This window comes from Actinobaculum sp. 313 (assembly GCF_003073475.1).
Lineage (GTDB): Bacteria > Actinomycetota > Actinomycetes > Actinomycetales > Actinomycetaceae > Asp313.
Map to the genome: position 1 here is coordinate 1,134,076 of NZ_CP029033.1, position 15,438 is coordinate 1,149,513.

Sequence of the window (15,438 nt, forward strand, 5' to 3'; positions counted from 1 at the left end):
TTATCCACAGGATGTGTATTCCCGGTGCGCGGTACTTGTAGCGCAGGTAGCCTCTGGTTATGAGCGGGAAACAGGTGAAGAAGCGCAGAGAGCGTGCTGGCGAGCGAATCACGGTGCCGGGCTGGCGTGGCATTGTGTCGGCGTTCATTGCCTTCCTCATCTGTGCCCTGCTTGGAAGTTGTGGTCGAGCCGATGAGGCCGAGCCGAGCGGCGCTTCATCGGATGTGACGGTAGCCAGTGCGGGCGCTGCGACCGAGTCCGGGGAGGGCGGCGGGGCTGGCAGGGTACCCGATGCGCCGGAAGTGGATCCTCCTGAGCGTCCGCCGGAAATGGATCGTGCCGACGAGGTCGGCGCAGACGCAGCGGCGCAGTACTTCTTGGAGTTATACCTGTACGCGTATCTCACAGGCGACTTGACTGAGTGGAACGCAATGTCACTAGAGGAATGCGAGTTTTGTGCGTCTGTGGCGGGTGATGTTGAGTCCTTGACAGCTGACGGGGGCTGGGCAGATGCGGCGGTTGACGTAGCGGATGCTCAGGTCTGGATCAGCGATGACGATCCGAACTACTACCGGGTGGATTTCCTTGTGCGTCGAACGGATGCCGTTAGGCACGAGCCTGATGGTGGTGTCAGAACATACGAGGATGGCGACTATGCGTTGATTTTCGGGCTGCATCAAAATGGGGAGTGGATGATCTCATCGTTTGACATTGTGGAGGCCTCGCAGTTTGGGACGGGCACATGACCACTCGATTTGGTCTGCTCTTTTCCATTCTTCTTGTCCCACTGCTTCTCGCGGGCACTAATGACGACTTCGAGTGGGGAGGTGCTGCGGGCGGCCCCAATGTAGAGATTTCGGGCAAGGGCTGGGGATCGTCCGTGTCGACCGCAGGTAATCGTCCCGTTACCCCGGCGAGCACCGGAGGGGCCGCCGCTGCGAAGCCGCATGGCTCCGTAACTCGGCAGTCGAATCCTGTGGCCGGAAATGCATCATGGGCTACGAACTGGACAAGCGCAAAAGAACGTTGGCAGGCGACGACGCGAGCGGCGGCAGCACGCCGAAGTTCAACTCCGATTGCGCCGACCTGCCCCACGGGTTTCGTCAAGGTGATTCGTGCGGATGCCATGGGATGCGTGCATTCCTCTGCGCTGGCCGCGGGCACCATAGGAACGGCGTGGGTTCCCTTCGGCACTCCGGCACAAACCGCGTCGGCGCCAGTTCCCGCAGTGGACGCTGCGGTGGAAGACGGGCAGACACCGGGCGGCACCTCGATTGACCCTTCGACGTTGATAACCATTGAGGACGTCCAACGTCTGATCACGGATGCGGGAGCGGTACAACTCTCACCGGCACGAAGCTGGGTGTATGTCAACAAACCGGTCTACTATTCGACTGACGCTGCCGCACACGACGAACAACTCGTTGTACTTGGGCAGAACGTCACCGTGCACCTGGATCCGGTGAGCTTTCGCTGGGATCCCGGTGATGGCACGGAGCCCTTCACCACGAGCACACCTGGAGGAAGCTGGCCCGACGGTACAGTGACCTACACCTATTTGACCGCGTCGTCGGACGTATCGGTGCGGCTGGAAGTGACCTGGCAGGCGAGCTTCACGGTGGGAGGCGTGACCTACCCGATAACGGGAAACGCCACCGGCACAGCGACCAGCGATCCTTTCACGGTGCGGGAAGCGGAGGCGGTGCTCGACAGGTAATGCGCGGCGTATGCGCGTATTCGGCGTCACCGTGGTGCACGCGATAACCTTGGATCATCATGGCTACTACAACTGCTGCGGGTTCCGATATCCGCGTTCGCTTCTGTCCATCTCCCACTGGAACTCCTCATGTTGGAATGGTGCGCACCTGCCTGTTCAACTACGCATATGCCAGGCACGTAGGCGGCACCTTCGTGTTCCGCATCGAGGACACCGATGCCGCCCGCGACTCGGAAGAGTCTTTCAACGCCATCATTGACTCGCTGCAGTGGATGGGACTCGACTGGGATGAGGGTGTTGGTGTCGGCGGTCCGCACGGTCCCTACCGGCAGTCGGAGCGCACCGGAATCTATGCCGACGTCGCCGCCAAACTCCTGGCGGGCGGTTATGCATACGAATCCTTCTCCACACCGGAGGAGGTCGAGAAACGGCACCGAGACGCTGGGCGCGATCCGAAGCTCGGCTACGACGGATATGACCGCACTCTCACCCAAGAGCAAAAAGACGCGTATCGCGCCGAAGGTCGGCAACCGGTTCTGCGCATGCGTATGCCCGATGAAGACATCACGTTCACCGACCTCGTCCGGGGCGAGATCACCTTCAAGGCCGGTTCGGTCCCGGACTACGTAATTGTTCGCGCCGGGGGAGACCCGCTCTATACGCTGACCAACCCGGTCGACGACGCAATGATGGAAATCACGCATGTCCTGCGCGGTGAGGATCTGCTGTCATCCACACCGCGACAAATCGTCATGTACCTGGCGCTGGAAGAGCTTGGCATCGCCAAATTCACTCCACGCTTTGGCCATTTGCCCTACGTCATGGGAGAGGGGAACCGGAAACTTTCTAAGCGTGATCCAGAATCGAATCTTCTCCTGCATCGTGAACGCGGGATCATACCGGAAGGTCTGCTCAACTATCTCGGTCTTCTCGGGTGGTCCATCGCGCCTGACCACGACATCTTCTCAAAGGATGAAATGGTGGCCGCGTTCGACATTAGCGACGTCAATCCAAACCCCGCCCGTTTCGACGACAAGAAATGCGTGGCGATCAACGCGGAGCATATTCGACAGTTGGACCTTGCTGATTACACGGCACGCCTCGTTCCCTACCTCCAGCAGGCAGGGGTTGTTGCCACATCCGCCTATGACGAGTTGACGGATGAACAACGCGCCAGGCTCGACGCCGCTGCACCCCTCGCGCAGACCCGAATGCAGCTGCTCGGGGAAGTAGGCGAACTGCTCCGCTTCCTCTTCGTCAACGCCGTCGACCTGACATACAACGAAAAAGCTATCGGCAAGCTAAAGGACTCTGCGCCGGATGCTTTGCGAGCCGCGGCGGACGTACTACGTGGACTGGAGGACTTCACCCCGGAGGCGATCAAGCCCGCGCTGGATGCCGAACTTGTCGACAGGCTGGGAATCAAGCCTCGTCTCGCATACGGCCCACTGTTCGTGGCGATGACCGGAACGAATGTCTCGATCCCGGTCGTCGATTCAATCGCCATCTTGGGCAAGGCAGAAGCGCTGACCCGCATCGAACAGCTTCTTACGAGAATCGTTCGTTAGGCGAAGCATGGGAATCCGTGCAGGCCTACGACTCGGCGGATATCGCTTCCGACGCCGCCTGCAACATGAACCCGCGCAGGCGGCGAACATGCCGGCGGCGCTCAGTGCGCGGTTGCCGCGCGCAACACCACGCCCCGGTATCCTCGCGCGGACATGGTGCTATCACTTTGCCGACGCGCTGCAGGACGAGGAGGGGGATCTCACGGCGAATTCACTGGCCTTCGTCATGGGGCATCCCTTCCTTGAGCCGACTGACTACGTTGCGGCGGTGCGTGAAACAGCGTCCCGGTGCACTGCAGCGCTGCGAGCCGGCAAACCCATCGCCAGGGCCGCCGTCGCCGCGTTGACAGCTGCCACGGTGACCTACGGCTTCGGTGAGGCCGAACAAGTCGCTGCGGTCGATGAAGTTCTTGGTGAAGAGCTTCGTCACCGCCTCGATGACGTGATCACGGCGGTGCTGGCACGCCCGGAGCTGGCCTGGTGGAGTGAGCGCTACCAGCCATCCGAATATCCGTGGTACCGCACATCCGAGTCGGATCTCGACCCGCAGCGCCGCAGTGCCAGTTCGCCGTATCCCACAATTAGTGGCGCCCTGTGGTGGCCGTCGAGCCAATTGATACTTCCCGCGTTTGAGAGTTATCGGCGTATCCCCGCGGGTCTGGCGGACGTACCCTGCACGTATCTGGCCTTTGGAGATGACAGCGACGAGGCCGACCCGGCCTCGCTGCGCTACGGGGAAGCTCCCGGTGGCCAGGGTAGGGTCTACGATGTTGAAGGTCCGGAGCACTGGGTGGACCTAGTGGAACGATACCCCGCCCGCTTAATCGATAGCGATGTGCTGAGATACGGATGGCAAGGCGATGTGCCGGGCCAGGCCTATACCGTGGACTGGTACTCGGCGGCGCGGGACTATGACGGGGTACATCTTGCAATAGGTGCCGCGCTGCGCAGCCAATATGCACCATTGCCTCTGGACCAGGAGCGATTGGGCGGCCCGGCGTGGACGATGATGACGGGGTGGGTTCCGGGACAGGTGCTGTGGCTTGACGCGGAACGAGAAGCAGCTATCGCTGCCAAAGATTGACGCGCGGCTGGCAATGACCTAATGGTGTGGTAGCTGCTAGGAATGCTGGAGCGAAGTTCGGCACGCAGACAGCGAGAACAGGGCGAGTGAATCGAAGGCGTGACGTGTTCCACGAGCCAGCGCTTTGCTCCTCGCGCTCTGATCGGGTAGCCTATTCTTCTGGCGCCGCTGAAAGGCGGTAGAACCCTTGGGGTATGGTGTAATTGGCAACACAGCTGATTCTGGTTCAGCCATTCTAGGTTCGAGTCCTGGTACCCCAGCCAACGGTCCTGGCACTGCCTGGGCCACGCGGGACTTCCCGCAAAGTTGACGCGAGCTCCTATCGTCTAGCGGCCTAGGACACCGCCCTCTCACGGCGGTAACGCCGGTTCAAATCCGGCTAGGAGTACGAGCTGGCCTATCCGGTCAGCCCACACCTGCGCTCGTGACCGGCGGCAAACCCGGCGGGCACTAGGCTCAGGTGTTTAGGCTCCCATCGTCTAGCGGCCTAGGACACCGCCCTCTCACGGCGGTAACGCCGGTTCAAATCCGGCTGGGAGTACCACAGTATTCGACGGCGCACAGATGCAGCTCCCGAGGCCCGGCCCGATTCTCGTCGCGCACTCACACACCTATTTCGTCGATCCGGCCATAAGTGCGTTCACAAAGTAGCGCTGGAAGGCGAAGAAGACGAGCAGAGGAACGAGCATCGACAGGAAAGCGCCCGATGAGAGCAGGTCGATGTTGGCGGAGAAGTTGCGCAGTGATTTCTGTAGCTCGACCGTGATCGGTGCGTCGTTCGCGCCGGCGAATATCAGTGCCACCAACATGTCATTCCAGGACCAGAGGAACTGAAAGATCGTCAGCGAAGCGATCGAAGGAAGCGCCAGTGGCAAACAGATCCGTCCGAAGATGTAGAGCTCATTGGCGCCGTCGATCCGTGCCGCCTCAAGCATTTCGGCGGGAATCTGGCGGAAGAAGTTGCGTAAGAGGTAGACCGCGAAAGGCAGCCCGAAAGCGGTATGGAAGAGAATGACCGCCCAACGCGTACCGAAGATATGCATGTCGCGGAAGAGCCGTGCCAGCGGGATGAAGGAGACCTGCAGCGGCACGGCCATCAGGGCAACGGTTGCAACCAGCACCCAATCGCGGCCACGAAACCGGATCCACGCTAGCGCGTACCCTGCCATTGCACCAAGCGCGACAACGAGGAAGGTCGAGGGAACAACGATCAGAACCGTGTTGAGCAGCGCTCTGGCAAAGGAGGGTGACGAGAGGCGCCGCGCGTAGTTATCCAGTGTCAACTGCGACAGGTCACCAAATGCGGTCCACCACCCCGACTGTTCCGAGGCAGTATTCGTGCGCAAGGAAGAGACGAGGAGACCGAAGGTGGGCAGCATCCACATGACGGCCACAATGATGAGAACAACATTGACGGCCCCGCGGTTTATGAATCCGACGAGGCGCGAAGCAATGCTGCGCCCTTTGTGGTGCAGTGAGACGGGTTGCACGGTGGCGTGCGCTGAGGTGACGATGCGGGTGCCTTCCACAATTGTGCGCGATTGCTCGCTCGCATCCGAGTCCACCTGCGCGGCCGCGGCACCATTCCCGCGATCCGCGGCGCTACTGGGAGGCGTAGCCGCGTTATAGGCATGCTTTGCACTCATGACAGACCACCTCGGCGGAAGTTACGGATGTTGATAATCATGAAGGGGAGGACCATAAGCAGCAGGAAAACTGCCAGAGTGGAACCCATCCCGAAATTACGCGCGCCGTACTCGGTCCACATCTGAACCGCCACCACGTTAGAAGCCGGTTTCGACTCACCCGGAGAGATCACATAGACCAAGTCGAAGATCTTCAACACATTGATCATGAGGGTAACCAGTACAACGGAGAGCACCGGCATCAGTTGCGGAACGGTGATGTGCCGGAACACCTGCCATTCGTTGGCACCGTCCGTGCGTGCGGCTTCCATGAGTGAACGATCGACCGCCGAGAGTCCGGACGCGATCATCACCATCGAAAAGCCTGCCCAAATCCAGATGAAGGCGAGGATGATAACCGGTGTGATCAGTGATGGCCCAAGCCAATTCACACCGCTAGGCGCGGCGGAGAAGTTGACTGCCGGCAGACTAACCGTGAACTCCTGGCCACCGGGAACATCCAAGATGAAGGTTCCGTCCTCCTCGGTTGTGGCAGTTGCGGCGACACTGCCATCGGCAGCAATTGCTTCCACCTGGATTCCTCGCAGGCCGCGTTTGCCACCATCGATCTGACCAATTTCGCCTCCTCCGCCCTTGACGAAGTCCAACCACACGGTCCCGATGATGGCATTGTCGTTCGCCTGGGCGGCTACCGCTTCCTCCGCATCCGCAACGCTGTCTTGATTGATACCTACGAGAGGGAACAGAGCGACATCGCCTGCGCGGTAGTGACCATCGGTTGTGACATCGCCACTGGAGGTACGGCTGATGCTTTGGTCGTCGCGTGGGCGGGCGTTCGGATAGGTGGTGGAGTCATCGAATACATTCTTGGCATGGACGAGGATCGCATTCACAAGGCCCTTATTCGGATCCGGTGAGAAAGCTGCCCGCCATACGACACCCGATGCAAGCATGGAGATCGCCATCGGCATGAAGATCACCAGTTTGAACGCTGTTTTCCAGCGCACCTTATCCATCAGCACGGCGAAGATGAGGCCTAGCACCGTACATATGATCGGCGCGACAACAACCCATATGAGATTGTTGCGCACCGCCGTGAACGTGGAACTACGGCGAAACATCGTTGCGTAATTCTCCAGGCCGACGAAGGTACCGGCGTCGTCGAAAAGTGAACGCCACACCGAGTAGATGATCGGATAGACGACCATCACCACGAGTATGAGGAGCGCCGGCCCCAATAGGATGGCAAGGAGCAGGCGCGGGTCATCCACCTTGCGGGGTTTGCGCCCCCGCAACTGGCCGACGCGCTCCTGCGTCGTAGTGTGTGCTTTCACGCTCATGGCGGTGCGCGACTCCCTTATCCGCCGTAGGCGCTGACGGCCGCTTCCTCAAGGCGTTGCGCGGTTCCGTCAACGTCGGATGGGTTCTGGTAGAAGGTAATCATTTCAGCCCAGAAGCCCTGGCCTTCGGTCCCACCGAAGGCCGTGGGTGTGAGGTCGGAGAGATCGAAGCGGAAGACTTCCGCGTCTACCAGTTGCTGAGCGATGTCTCGTGAGGTGTCATCGGGGTAAAGAGCCATGTCAGCGTTTTGGTTCGGTGACGTGAACCCACCCTTGGCAATCCAAATATTCGCAGCGGTTGGGGACGCCAGGTACTTCATCAGTGCCTGTGTGCCCTCGCCGTCGTCGAAGGCGACGGCGACATTTCCGGCTCCCATAACGGACTGTGGGGAGTCGTCGATAGACGGGAACGGATAGAAGTTTGCGTCCTCACCGACGACGGCGTTCGTCTGGTCGGTGATGTTACCGGCGACGAAGTCGCCCTCGTAGACAGTCGCGCCCTCCGGGGTATCGCGGAAAACTGCGGTGACAGAATCCGGGAATGTGCGCTGTGATCCGCCGGCCAGAACAATGTCATCATTGCCCCAAAGCTCGCCGAGAATGGTCAACGCCTCCTTCACCGATTCATCGGTCCAAGGAATCTCATGGTTGGCCAGCTGGTCGTACATTTCGGGACCGGCAGTACGTAGATAGACGTTTTCAAACCAGTCCGTCAACGGCCATCCGACGTCGGCTCCGACAACGAGGCCGGGAACACCCGAGTCGGAAACCGTCTGCAGGGTCGTGGTGAAGTCGTCCCAGCTCTTGGGAATGTCGACTCCAGCATCCTCGTAGGCGGCGACGTTGTACCAGATGGTCGATTTGTTGGCGGCCTTGAACCAGACTCCATATGAGGTGCCGTCGACGGTACCGAGGTCGAGCCACGTATCCGAATAGTTGGCCTGTACTTCCTCAAGGACATCATCCGCGAGCGGGGAGATCGAACCGTCTTGGGCTAGCTGCGTCATGAGCCCGGGTTGTGGAATCAACGCCACATTTGGCGGCTTTCCACCCTCGATCTGAGTACCGAGTGTTGTGGCGACGTTGTTGCCCAGCGATGTGTAGACAGTCTCCGCTCCTGTTTGCCTCTCGAATTCGTCGAGAACGGCCTCGAAGTTCTCCTGCTCTGCGCCGGACCAGTCTGCGGCGACATTGAGGGTTTGGCCGGAGAGATCCGGCAGATCCAGATCCTCGACATTGACTGTGGGGCCGCTGGAGTCCGTTGTGGTGTTCTCGGTGTCACTCCCGGAACAAGCTGTTAGTACTAATGCGGCGCTGGCGAGTATCGCGAGCGCTGAGCTGCATCGTTGCATGTTTCCTCCTGAGGTGTTTTCGGCGAGCAACTCACTACTCACAATAGGTGTGATGTGGCGCACTTTCAAGTACTTGGATGTTTGTGCTGCTCAGCGAGGTGCGTGCACTGGTATCGCTGGGGCGGAGGTCTCGCCTCGGCAGCGGGTAGGGAGAAGCTGAGCGGGTAGGAAGAAGCCGGGTAGGCGGGAGGTGTGCCGCAGCAGTTGCGGCAATGGTGTGTGGTTGAGGTGGCAGCACCGGCGTACCGCAGTGCTGGAATCAGGGGTGGGAGGGGATACCGGTGCCGAGAGTAACCGCTGCGCAATCTGGGGAATGCCCGACGTCGGGCACCTCCACAACCGGTATGCCGGGCGCATAATGGCGGATAATCTCCAGTGCCGTGGCCCGTTGTCCGGCTTCGTCGATACGGGTGAGCTGTCCGACGGCGACGGCCCGCACCTTGTGGAAGGTTCCCGCCTGGCTATGCTGGGCGAGATAGCCGACGATACTTCGCAAGGAAGGGCCGAGAGACTCGATGAGGAACACGCTGCCGGTGACATCGGGCCAGTAAGGTGTACCCGCTAGTTTCAGAAAGCAGCGTAGATTCCCTCCCGTCCATGGAAGTCGTAAAACTTCCGAAGCGGTGATGCCCGGTTCGGTTATCACTCGGTCCGGACGGCATATCACCGCGTTGAGTACATGGTTCAAGGGGTCAAAGCCACGGCGCAGTCCGGCCAGGAGATTCCACAAGACGGTATGTTGGCCGGTTCGAGCCGAGATGGCGCCGAGCACACAACTAAGATCGGAGTAACCGATCAGTGGCTTCGGATGGCTGGAGATGAGGGGCCAATCGAGGTAGGGCAGGACCTCGTTGGCCAGATTTCCGCCGGAGATATCGACGATGCCGACAGCCTGCTCGTCGGCATAGGCAGCGTTGAGCAGGTCGGCGCGCAACTGCGGATCCCAGCGTTCGGCGGGCTGCGTGGCGGCGGCATTCACGACGGCGCGTGCGTCGAGATGATAACCCGCTGCGGCGAGCGCCGAACTGAGAGTCGGCAAATGTTCGTCGGCCCAGGGGAACAACGGATCGGAACATGACGTCATAGCAAGACGACGCATGCTCTTATGCTACCGGCTCGGGCTGCGTGGCGTTCAGCGCAAGGAATGGCGAATGGTCAATGTTGGCGACGTCGAATCCGGCAACCGCTCGATCACAGCAAGGAGTAGGCCCACATGCCTACGGCTACCAGTGCGGCACCACAGAGCCTCTCCACAGTGAGTGGGGAGACTTTCGTGCTGAACCAGCCGAAGTGGTCTATGGCAACCGAGGCGGTGATCTGGCCGCACAGCGCGACAAGGATCGCCGGTCCGGTGCCGATAACCGGAGCTGCACTGGCCAGGCCCACTACGAATGCGGCGCCGAGCGGGCCTCCCAACCACATCCACCATGGCGTAAGCGGTATCCGGCGTGGCCGCCAGCGCAGTGCAATCAGCAGCAGGAGAAGGAAAACCGTGGAGGTGGAGTAGGAGACCAGGCCCGATGAGATCGACGATCCCATGGCCACGGTGAGGCGGCCATTAACCGCTGTTTGCACGGCGGACAGCACGCCGACGCCTGCTCCGAGTAGAAAATAAACAGGTGTGATTGTGCTGCGTGCTTTGGAGGTGAGTGTCGTTTCGCCGGTGCGAGTGGACGCCTTATCGCCGACGCGACGTCGGTGCCACCCTTGCGTCGGCCCGATAATCGCGAGGTAAATGCCGAGCAGCACCGCGAGGACGCCGAGGAGGCGTGGCAGCGACATTGCGCGTACCAGGGATTCGAACCAACCTTGAGAATCTATGAGGACGCCAGCTGCGATCTTCCCAATTAGCGGCAGGATGACCGAACCGGCGGCGCCAATGTGGGGGAAAAGCAGTATCAGCGCGACAAGTGCGGTGGCACCGAGCAGGCCGCCGGAGAAAGCCCATAGCGGCGTATGCGGTGCGACCGTGAGGGGAAGACCACGAACTAGGGCGACGAGCGCGAGCGTCAGCGAGCCCACGATGAAGGCGACAAGGGCAGCGCCGACTGCGGCCTGCAGGCTCGCCCGTCGGGCGGAGGGGGACCTCCGGACAAAAGCCGGCTTGCCCCGTCGCCACGAGGGACCGCGCGGTCGGAGGGGGCGGATGGGCCCGAGGGGAAAGCCCCGCCGGAGGGCATGGACTCACCGGGAGCGCTTGCTCCGTCCGCGGTGATTGCTCCGTCTTCAGCCGAAGATCCAGTGACAGGCATGAGTTCGCGGCCATCGCCGTTTGGCACAGCCCTCGCGTCATCGGACTGAGAGAATCCGGCGCGGAGCCGAGAATTCATTGCCGTCTGAATGGGCAGCGCGCAACCTGCGGCAATCGTGAAGATAAGAATTGCGATCATGACCCTGTGGCCTCCTCCTGGTGGCGAATTAACAGCGGGCTAGTTAGCGGTGCGACGGCTGACTTTTCCGATGGCGGCTCGCAAGAGACGAGTCACGAGAGCTCTTCCAGTAAGGGGCGAGCGAGGATATCCCAGCGCCAAGCCTGATCCAACCACTCCTTACCGGCGCGGCCCATCGCCTTGGCGCGATCCGGGTCTTCAAGTAGATAACACAGAGCGGCGATGCTGGCCTCGACACTATGGCCGGAAGCAACCAGGCCTGTTTTTCCGGGAAGAACAGCCTCGGGAGCACCGCCGGAATCTCCGCTGATCGCGGGAAGTCCGGCGGCGTAGGCCTCTAGATACACAATTCCGAGTCCTTCGATGTCCAAGCCCCCGCCACGTGTGCGGCACGGCATGGCGAAGATATCTCCCAAACTGTAGTGGGCAGCAAGTTCCTCGTAAGGCACCTCCCGGTGAAGGTAATGGCATCCGCGGCAGGAGAGGTGGCAGCGAGCTCCCGCAGACGAGCCTCGTAGGGACCTTTTCCGACGATGACCAGCTGTGCTCTCGGGAAGCGGGCGCATACCTGCGGCCAAGCCGCGATGAGTGTGTCCTGCCCTTTGCGCTCGACCAGGCGGGAGATGCACACCACGACGGGCGCGTCATCGGCAATCCCATAGCGCTCACGCAGAGCAGTGCGCCAGGTGGCGGAGAATGCAAAAGCCTCGGGGTCGATTCCACCGGGTAGGCGCACGCGGTGGACATCGCCCAGGCAGCCGCGTAAACGGCGCAGGGTTGCCTCGGTGAGATAGGTGACGGTATCGGCATGAGTGAGGATGCGGCGCAGAAATTGGCGTGCTCCGGGCAGCATGGACCAACCGATTTCATGTCCGTGCGTGGTCGCGATAATATGCGTGGCTCCGGCGTCTCGGGCGGCCTCGCCCATGATTCCCAGCGGCGTTGACGCTCCGAACCAGACGTTGTCCACCGAATGCTCGCGGATAATGCGCTGCATTTCGCGCCGCACCCGCGGTGTGGGGAGCATCATGGTGCCGGGGTAACGGTAGGTGCGCCACGGCTGGGCGCCGTCGTATTCTTCGGCGCCTCCGCCGGGCGGGCTGGAACAATAGACGACGAACTGCTCGGGATCGAGTAGCCGAGCAAAGCCTTCAAGGTACGTCTGGATCCCGCCTTTGCGGGCGGAAAGTCATTGGTGACCAGAAGGGTTTTTCTCATCCTTATATCGTATGCCAGGGCGACGTCGAGCCACGGCATATCCCACCGGATGTGGTCAGTGGCGATCAATCACGGCGGCGAGCGATCACAAAGCGACACCCCGTCGCGCTGTAGCTCAGCGGGGCGGATCGGGTGACGAGCGTCTCGTCAGTCGTGGTCCTCGTCGGGCATTTCAAGGCCTTCCGTGGTCTGCAGGACATCGCTGAGACGATTCGCGGCAGTGACCACGGCAGCCGCATGTTGGCGCCCCGGCTGGCGACCCATTCGCTCAATTGGGCCGGATATCGAGACGGCGGCGATGACTCGGCCGGATGGTCCGCGCACGGGTGCGGAGATGGAGGCAACTCCGGGTTCGCGTTCGCCAACGGACTGCGCCCAGCCACGACGTCGTACGGCTGACAGATTGGTGGCGGTGTAGCTTGCTCCGTGCAGGCCCCGGTGTAAACGGTCCGGCTCCTCCCAGGCCAGCAGCACCTGCGCGGCCGAACCTGCCTTCATGGACAACGTTGCACCTACCGGGATGGAATCACGTAAGCCCATGGCGCGTTCGGCTGCGGCTACACACACCCGTTGTTCGCCTTGATGCCGGAATAACTGCGCCGATTCGCCGGTGTGATCGCGCAATGCCGTGAGTATCGGGCCGGCAGCAGCCAGAAGGCGGTCCTCACCAGCTGCTGATGCCAGCTCGGCCAGGCGGGGACCGAGGACGAATCGTCCCTGCATGTCGCGAGCCACCATGCGGTGATACTCCAGTGCTACCGCGAGGCGATGCGCTGTCGGTCGTGCCAGATGGGTTGCGGTGACGAGCTGCGCCAAGGTCTGCGGACCCGACTCAAGTGCACTGAGTACGGAGGCAGCTTTGTCAAGTACACCGACGCCGCTTCCTTCGGCCGCGCCTGCCTTGAGGTCACCATCGACCGCAGAATTGGATGACGGTTTCGAACTGTCCATGCTCTGATATTCTCATCTCAAAGCGTGAGATGCAAACGCGTGGCAGTATCGCATTGCGCGAGTGTAGTTTCACGGCCAGCAAGGAGTAGTAATGAGCGGAACCCTCGCAGAAAAGGTTTGGAACGATCATATCGTTAAGCACGGGGAGAACGGTTCCCCGGACTTGCTATATGTCGACCTGCAGCTTGTCCATGAGGTGACAAGCCCGCAAGCCTTCGAAGGGCTACGACTAGCCGGTCGACGCGTTCGTCACCCGGAACAGACGATTGCAACCGAGGACCATAATACTCCAACGGTGAATATCGACCTGCCAATTGCCGACGAGACCTCGCGCGCACAAATCAACCAACTGCGTGAGAACTGCGAGGAATTCGGTGTACCGCTGTACTCGCTAGGTAACGCGGATCAGGGGATTGTGCACGTCGTCGGCCCGCAACTGGGACTCACACAGCCGGGTATGACCATCGTGTGTGGCGACTCGCACACGTCGACGCACGGAGCCTTCGGAGCGCTCGCTTTCGGTATCGGCACTTCGCAGGTCGAGCACGTACTGGCCACGCAGACGCTTCCCATGGCGCCATTTAAGACGATGGCCGTGAACGTGAGCGGCCAGCTTAAGCCGGGAACAACCGCCAAGGACATTATTCTCGCCATCATCGCGAAAATCGGCACCAATGGTGCGCAGGGTCATGTCATTGAGTATCGCGGCGAGGCGATCCGTTCGCTCTCGATGGAAGCGCGGATGACGATTTGCAATATGTCGATTGAGGCGGGAGCCCGGGCCGGCATGATCGCCCCGGACGAGACAACCTTCGACTACATCAAGGGACGTCCCAACGCGCCGGAGAACTGGGACGAGGCAGTCGCGTACTGGCGGACCCTCATTTCCGACGACGACGCTGTGTTCGACGCGGTTGTTGATCTGGATGCATCCGAGTTGGAGCCCTTCGTTACCTGGGGGACCAATCCCGGGCAGGGCATTCCCATCTCCGGCGTCGTACCTGAGCCATCGGATATCGCCGATGAGACCCAGCGGCGGGCGGCGGAGTCGGCCATTGAGTATATGGGCTTGGTTCCGGGCACACCCATGCGCGAGATTGCGGTTGATACGGTGTTCATCGGTTCGTGTACTAACGGTCGAATCGAAGATTTGCGTGCGGTCGCCTCCGTGATCAAGGGACGGAAGAAGGCGGAGGGGCTGCGGGTACTTGTAGTTCCCGGCTCCGCCCGCGTGCGTCTGCAGGCAGAGGCGGAGGGCCTGGATCGGATATTCCTCGATTTCGGCGCGGAATGGCGAAATGCGGGCTGTTCCATGTGCCTGGCCATGAATCCCGATAAGCTCTCGCCGGGTGAACGTTCCGCGTCGACGTCGAACCGTAATTTCCAGGGACGGCAGGGGCCTGGTGGCCGGACGCATTTGGTCTCACCGCTGGTGGCTGCGGCCACCGCAGTGAAAGGTACCTTCGCTACCCCGGCGGATTTGAACTGAGCGACGAATCGAGAGGACGAGACCATGGAGAAGTTCACCACTCATACCGGTATCGGAGTTCCGCTGCGCCGCTCGGCGGTCGATACGGATCAAATCATTCCTGCCGTTTACCTCAAACGTATTACCCGGACCGGGTTCGACGACGCACTATTCGCGGCTTGGCGGCGCGATCCTGCATTCGTGCTCAACCGTGAGGAGTACCGGCGTGGTTCTGTGCTGGTGGCGGGCCCGGATTTCGGCACTGGATCGTCGCGCGAGCACGCGGTGTGGGCGCTGAAGGATTATGGTTTCCGCGCCGTGCTCGCCCCGAAATTCGCGGATATTTTCCGCGGCAATGCGGGCAAGCAGGGCCTAGTGGCCGGGGTGTGTACCCAGGAAGACATTGAGCAACTGTGGAAGCTTCTCGAAAACGAGCCGGGGCTGGAAGTAACTGTGGACCTGGTCGAACGCCAGGTCCGCTGTGGTGCCTTCATCTGCGATTTTCAGCTTGACGATTACACCCGCTGGTGCTTGATGGAAGGGCTGGACGATATCGCGCTGACTCTGCGCGATGAGGCTGCTATCACGGCGTACGAGGCGGCCCGCCCGAGTTTCAAACCCGCGACTCTACCCCAAAAGCACCTTCCCGCAGTTGAAGTGGTCTCCGCGCGCCCGGTGAGTGGAGATGCACCGTTGGCCTAGAG

The 15,438-nt window shown here is 61.0% G+C and carries 14 protein-coding genes and 3 tRNA genes; 9 read left to right on the forward strand and 8 right to left on the reverse strand.

All coding sequences use genetic code 11. The features are described from left to right. The first annotated feature begins 59 nt into the window (after positions 1 to 59). The 7 genes from DDD63_RS04845 (at position 60) to DDD63_RS04875 (ending at position 4,913) form a co-directional block, all read left to right on the forward strand. Entirely contained in the window at positions 60 to 746 is a 687-nt protein-coding gene (locus DDD63_RS04845; protein ID WP_125482440.1) for a DUF6318 family protein, read from the forward strand. Then, positions 743 to 1,717: a hypothetical protein gene (locus DDD63_RS04850; protein WP_108715421.1), complete on the forward strand. Its 975-nt coding sequence runs from the start codon at positions 743 to 745 to the stop codon at positions 1,715 to 1,717. The genes DDD63_RS04845 and DDD63_RS04850 overlap by 4 nt, the downstream gene beginning before the upstream one ends. Positions 1,718 to 1,776: 59 nt before the next feature. Continuing rightward, positions 1,777 to 3,285 (forward strand): glutamate--tRNA ligase, encoded by a 1,509-nt coding sequence (gltX, locus tag DDD63_RS04855; protein WP_108715422.1) that lies wholly within the window; start codon positions 1,777 to 1,779, stop codon positions 3,283 to 3,285. A 7-nt stretch (positions 3,286 to 3,292) separates the two neighbouring features. Further along, on the forward strand, positions 3,293 to 4,369 hold the full coding sequence (locus DDD63_RS04860; protein WP_108715423.1) for a hypothetical protein: 1,077 nt from the start codon (positions 3,293 to 3,295) through the stop codon (positions 4,367 to 4,369). A gap of 188 nt (positions 4,370 to 4,557) precedes the next feature. Then, positions 4,558 to 4,632: transfer RNA gene (locus tag DDD63_RS04865), tRNA-Gln, on the forward strand. Between the two features lie 52 nt (positions 4,633 to 4,684). Continuing rightward, positions 4,685 to 4,757, forward strand: a tRNA-Glu gene (locus DDD63_RS04870). An 80-nt stretch (positions 4,758 to 4,837) separates the two neighbouring features. Continuing rightward, a tRNA-Glu gene (locus DDD63_RS04875) sits at positions 4,838 to 4,913 on the forward strand. A 67-nt stretch (positions 4,914 to 4,980) separates the two neighbouring features. On the opposite strand, the gene DDD63_RS04880 is transcribed toward DDD63_RS04875, so the two are convergent. The 8 genes from DDD63_RS04880 to DDD63_RS04915 form a co-directional block, all read right to left on the reverse strand. Further along, positions 4,981 to 6,015 carry a carbohydrate ABC transporter permease gene (locus tag DDD63_RS04880; protein ID WP_108715424.1) on the reverse strand — a complete coding sequence of 345 codons (1,035 nt, stop codon included), beginning with the start codon at positions 6,013 to 6,015 and terminating at the stop codon, positions 4,981 to 4,983. After that, the gene (locus tag DDD63_RS04885; RefSeq protein ID WP_108715425.1) at positions 6,012 to 7,355 is read right to left on the reverse strand and encodes a sugar ABC transporter permease; all 1,344 of its coding nucleotides are present in this window, start codon (positions 7,353 to 7,355) and stop codon (positions 6,012 to 6,014) included. The genes DDD63_RS04880 and DDD63_RS04885 overlap by 4 nt, the downstream gene beginning before the upstream one ends. Positions 7,356 to 7,372: 17 nt before the next feature. After that, on the reverse strand, positions 7,373 to 8,707 hold the full coding sequence (locus tag DDD63_RS04890; protein ID WP_108715426.1) for an ABC transporter substrate-binding protein: 1,335 nt from the start codon (positions 8,705 to 8,707) through the stop codon (positions 7,373 to 7,375). A 259-nt stretch (positions 8,708 to 8,966) separates the two neighbouring features. After that, a complete protein-coding gene (locus DDD63_RS04895; RefSeq protein ID WP_108715427.1) occupies positions 8,967 to 9,806 on the reverse strand; it encodes an LD-carboxypeptidase in 840 nt (279 codons plus the stop codon). A 92-nt stretch (positions 9,807 to 9,898) separates the two neighbouring features. Beyond that, positions 9,899 to 10,729 carry a DMT family transporter gene (locus DDD63_RS04900; RefSeq protein ID WP_108715428.1) on the reverse strand — a complete coding sequence of 277 codons (831 nt, stop codon included), beginning with the start codon at positions 10,727 to 10,729 and terminating at the stop codon, positions 9,899 to 9,901. 460 nt (positions 10,730 to 11,189) lie between these two features. Beyond that, positions 11,190 to 11,546 (reverse strand): glycosyltransferase family 4 protein, encoded by a 357-nt coding sequence (locus tag DDD63_RS13115; RefSeq protein ID WP_276308092.1) that lies wholly within the window; start codon positions 11,544 to 11,546, stop codon positions 11,190 to 11,192. Continuing rightward, on the reverse strand, positions 11,435 to 12,265 hold the full coding sequence (locus tag DDD63_RS04910; RefSeq protein WP_276308101.1) for a glycosyltransferase family 4 protein: 831 nt from the start codon (positions 12,263 to 12,265) through the stop codon (positions 11,435 to 11,437). The genes DDD63_RS13115 and DDD63_RS04910 overlap by 112 nt, the downstream gene beginning before the upstream one ends. A 197-nt stretch (positions 12,266 to 12,462) precedes the next feature. Then, positions 12,463 to 13,266 carry an IclR family transcriptional regulator gene (locus tag DDD63_RS04915; RefSeq protein WP_108715430.1) on the reverse strand — a complete coding sequence of 268 codons (804 nt, stop codon included), beginning with the start codon at positions 13,264 to 13,266 and terminating at the stop codon, positions 12,463 to 12,465. 91 nt (positions 13,267 to 13,357) lie between these two features. Here DDD63_RS04915 and leuC point away from each other — a divergent pair, with 91 nt between their 5' ends. Both leuC and leuD read left to right on the forward strand, forming a co-directional pair. Continuing rightward, on the forward strand, positions 13,358 to 14,755 hold the full coding sequence (gene leuC / locus DDD63_RS04920) for a 3-isopropylmalate dehydratase large subunit (RefSeq protein WP_108715431.1): 1,398 nt from the start codon (positions 13,358 to 13,360) through the stop codon (positions 14,753 to 14,755). A 24-nt stretch (positions 14,756 to 14,779) separates the two neighbouring features. Continuing rightward, positions 14,780 to 15,436, forward strand: coding sequence for a 3-isopropylmalate dehydratase small subunit (leuD, locus tag DDD63_RS04925; protein ID WP_108715432.1), 657 nt, complete (start codon positions 14,780 to 14,782; stop codon positions 15,434 to 15,436). Positions 15,437 to 15,438: the final 2 nt, after the last annotated feature.

Excerpts from the sequence above, each read along its gene's own strand:
- DDD63_RS04845 (WP_125482440.1), top strand. The coding sequence starts at position 60 with ATGAGCGGGAAACAGGTGAAGAAGCGCAGAGAGCGTGCTGGCGAGCGA.
- DDD63_RS04850 (WP_108715421.1), top strand. The coding sequence starts at position 743 with ATGACCACTCGATTTGGTCTGCTCTTTTCCATTCTTCTTGTCCCACTG.
- gltX (WP_108715422.1), top strand. The coding sequence starts at position 1,777 with ATGGCTACTACAACTGCTGCGGGTTCCGATATCCGCGTTCGCTTCTGT.
- DDD63_RS04860 (WP_108715423.1), top strand. The coding sequence starts at position 3,293 with ATGGGAATCCGTGCAGGCCTACGACTCGGCGGATATCGCTTCCGACGC.
- DDD63_RS04880 (WP_108715424.1), bottom strand. The coding sequence starts at position 6,015 with ATGAGTGCAAAGCATGCCTATAACGCGGCTACGCCTCCCAGTAGCGCC.
- DDD63_RS04885 (WP_108715425.1), bottom strand. The coding sequence starts at position 7,355 with ATGAGCGTGAAAGCACACACTACGACGCAGGAGCGCGTCGGCCAGTTG.
- DDD63_RS04890 (WP_108715426.1), bottom strand. The coding sequence starts at position 8,707 with ATGCAACGATGCAGCTCAGCGCTCGCGATACTCGCCAGCGCCGCATTA.
- DDD63_RS04895 (WP_108715427.1), bottom strand. The coding sequence starts at position 9,806 with ATGCGTCGTCTTGCTATGACGTCATGTTCCGATCCGTTGTTCCCCTGG.
- DDD63_RS04915 (WP_108715430.1), bottom strand. The coding sequence starts at position 13,266 with ATGGACAGTTCGAAACCGTCATCCAATTCTGCGGTCGATGGTGACCTC.
- leuC (WP_108715431.1), top strand. The coding sequence starts at position 13,358 with ATGAGCGGAACCCTCGCAGAAAAGGTTTGGAACGATCATATCGTTAAG.
- leuD (WP_108715432.1), top strand. The coding sequence starts at position 14,780 with ATGGAGAAGTTCACCACTCATACCGGTATCGGAGTTCCGCTGCGCCGC.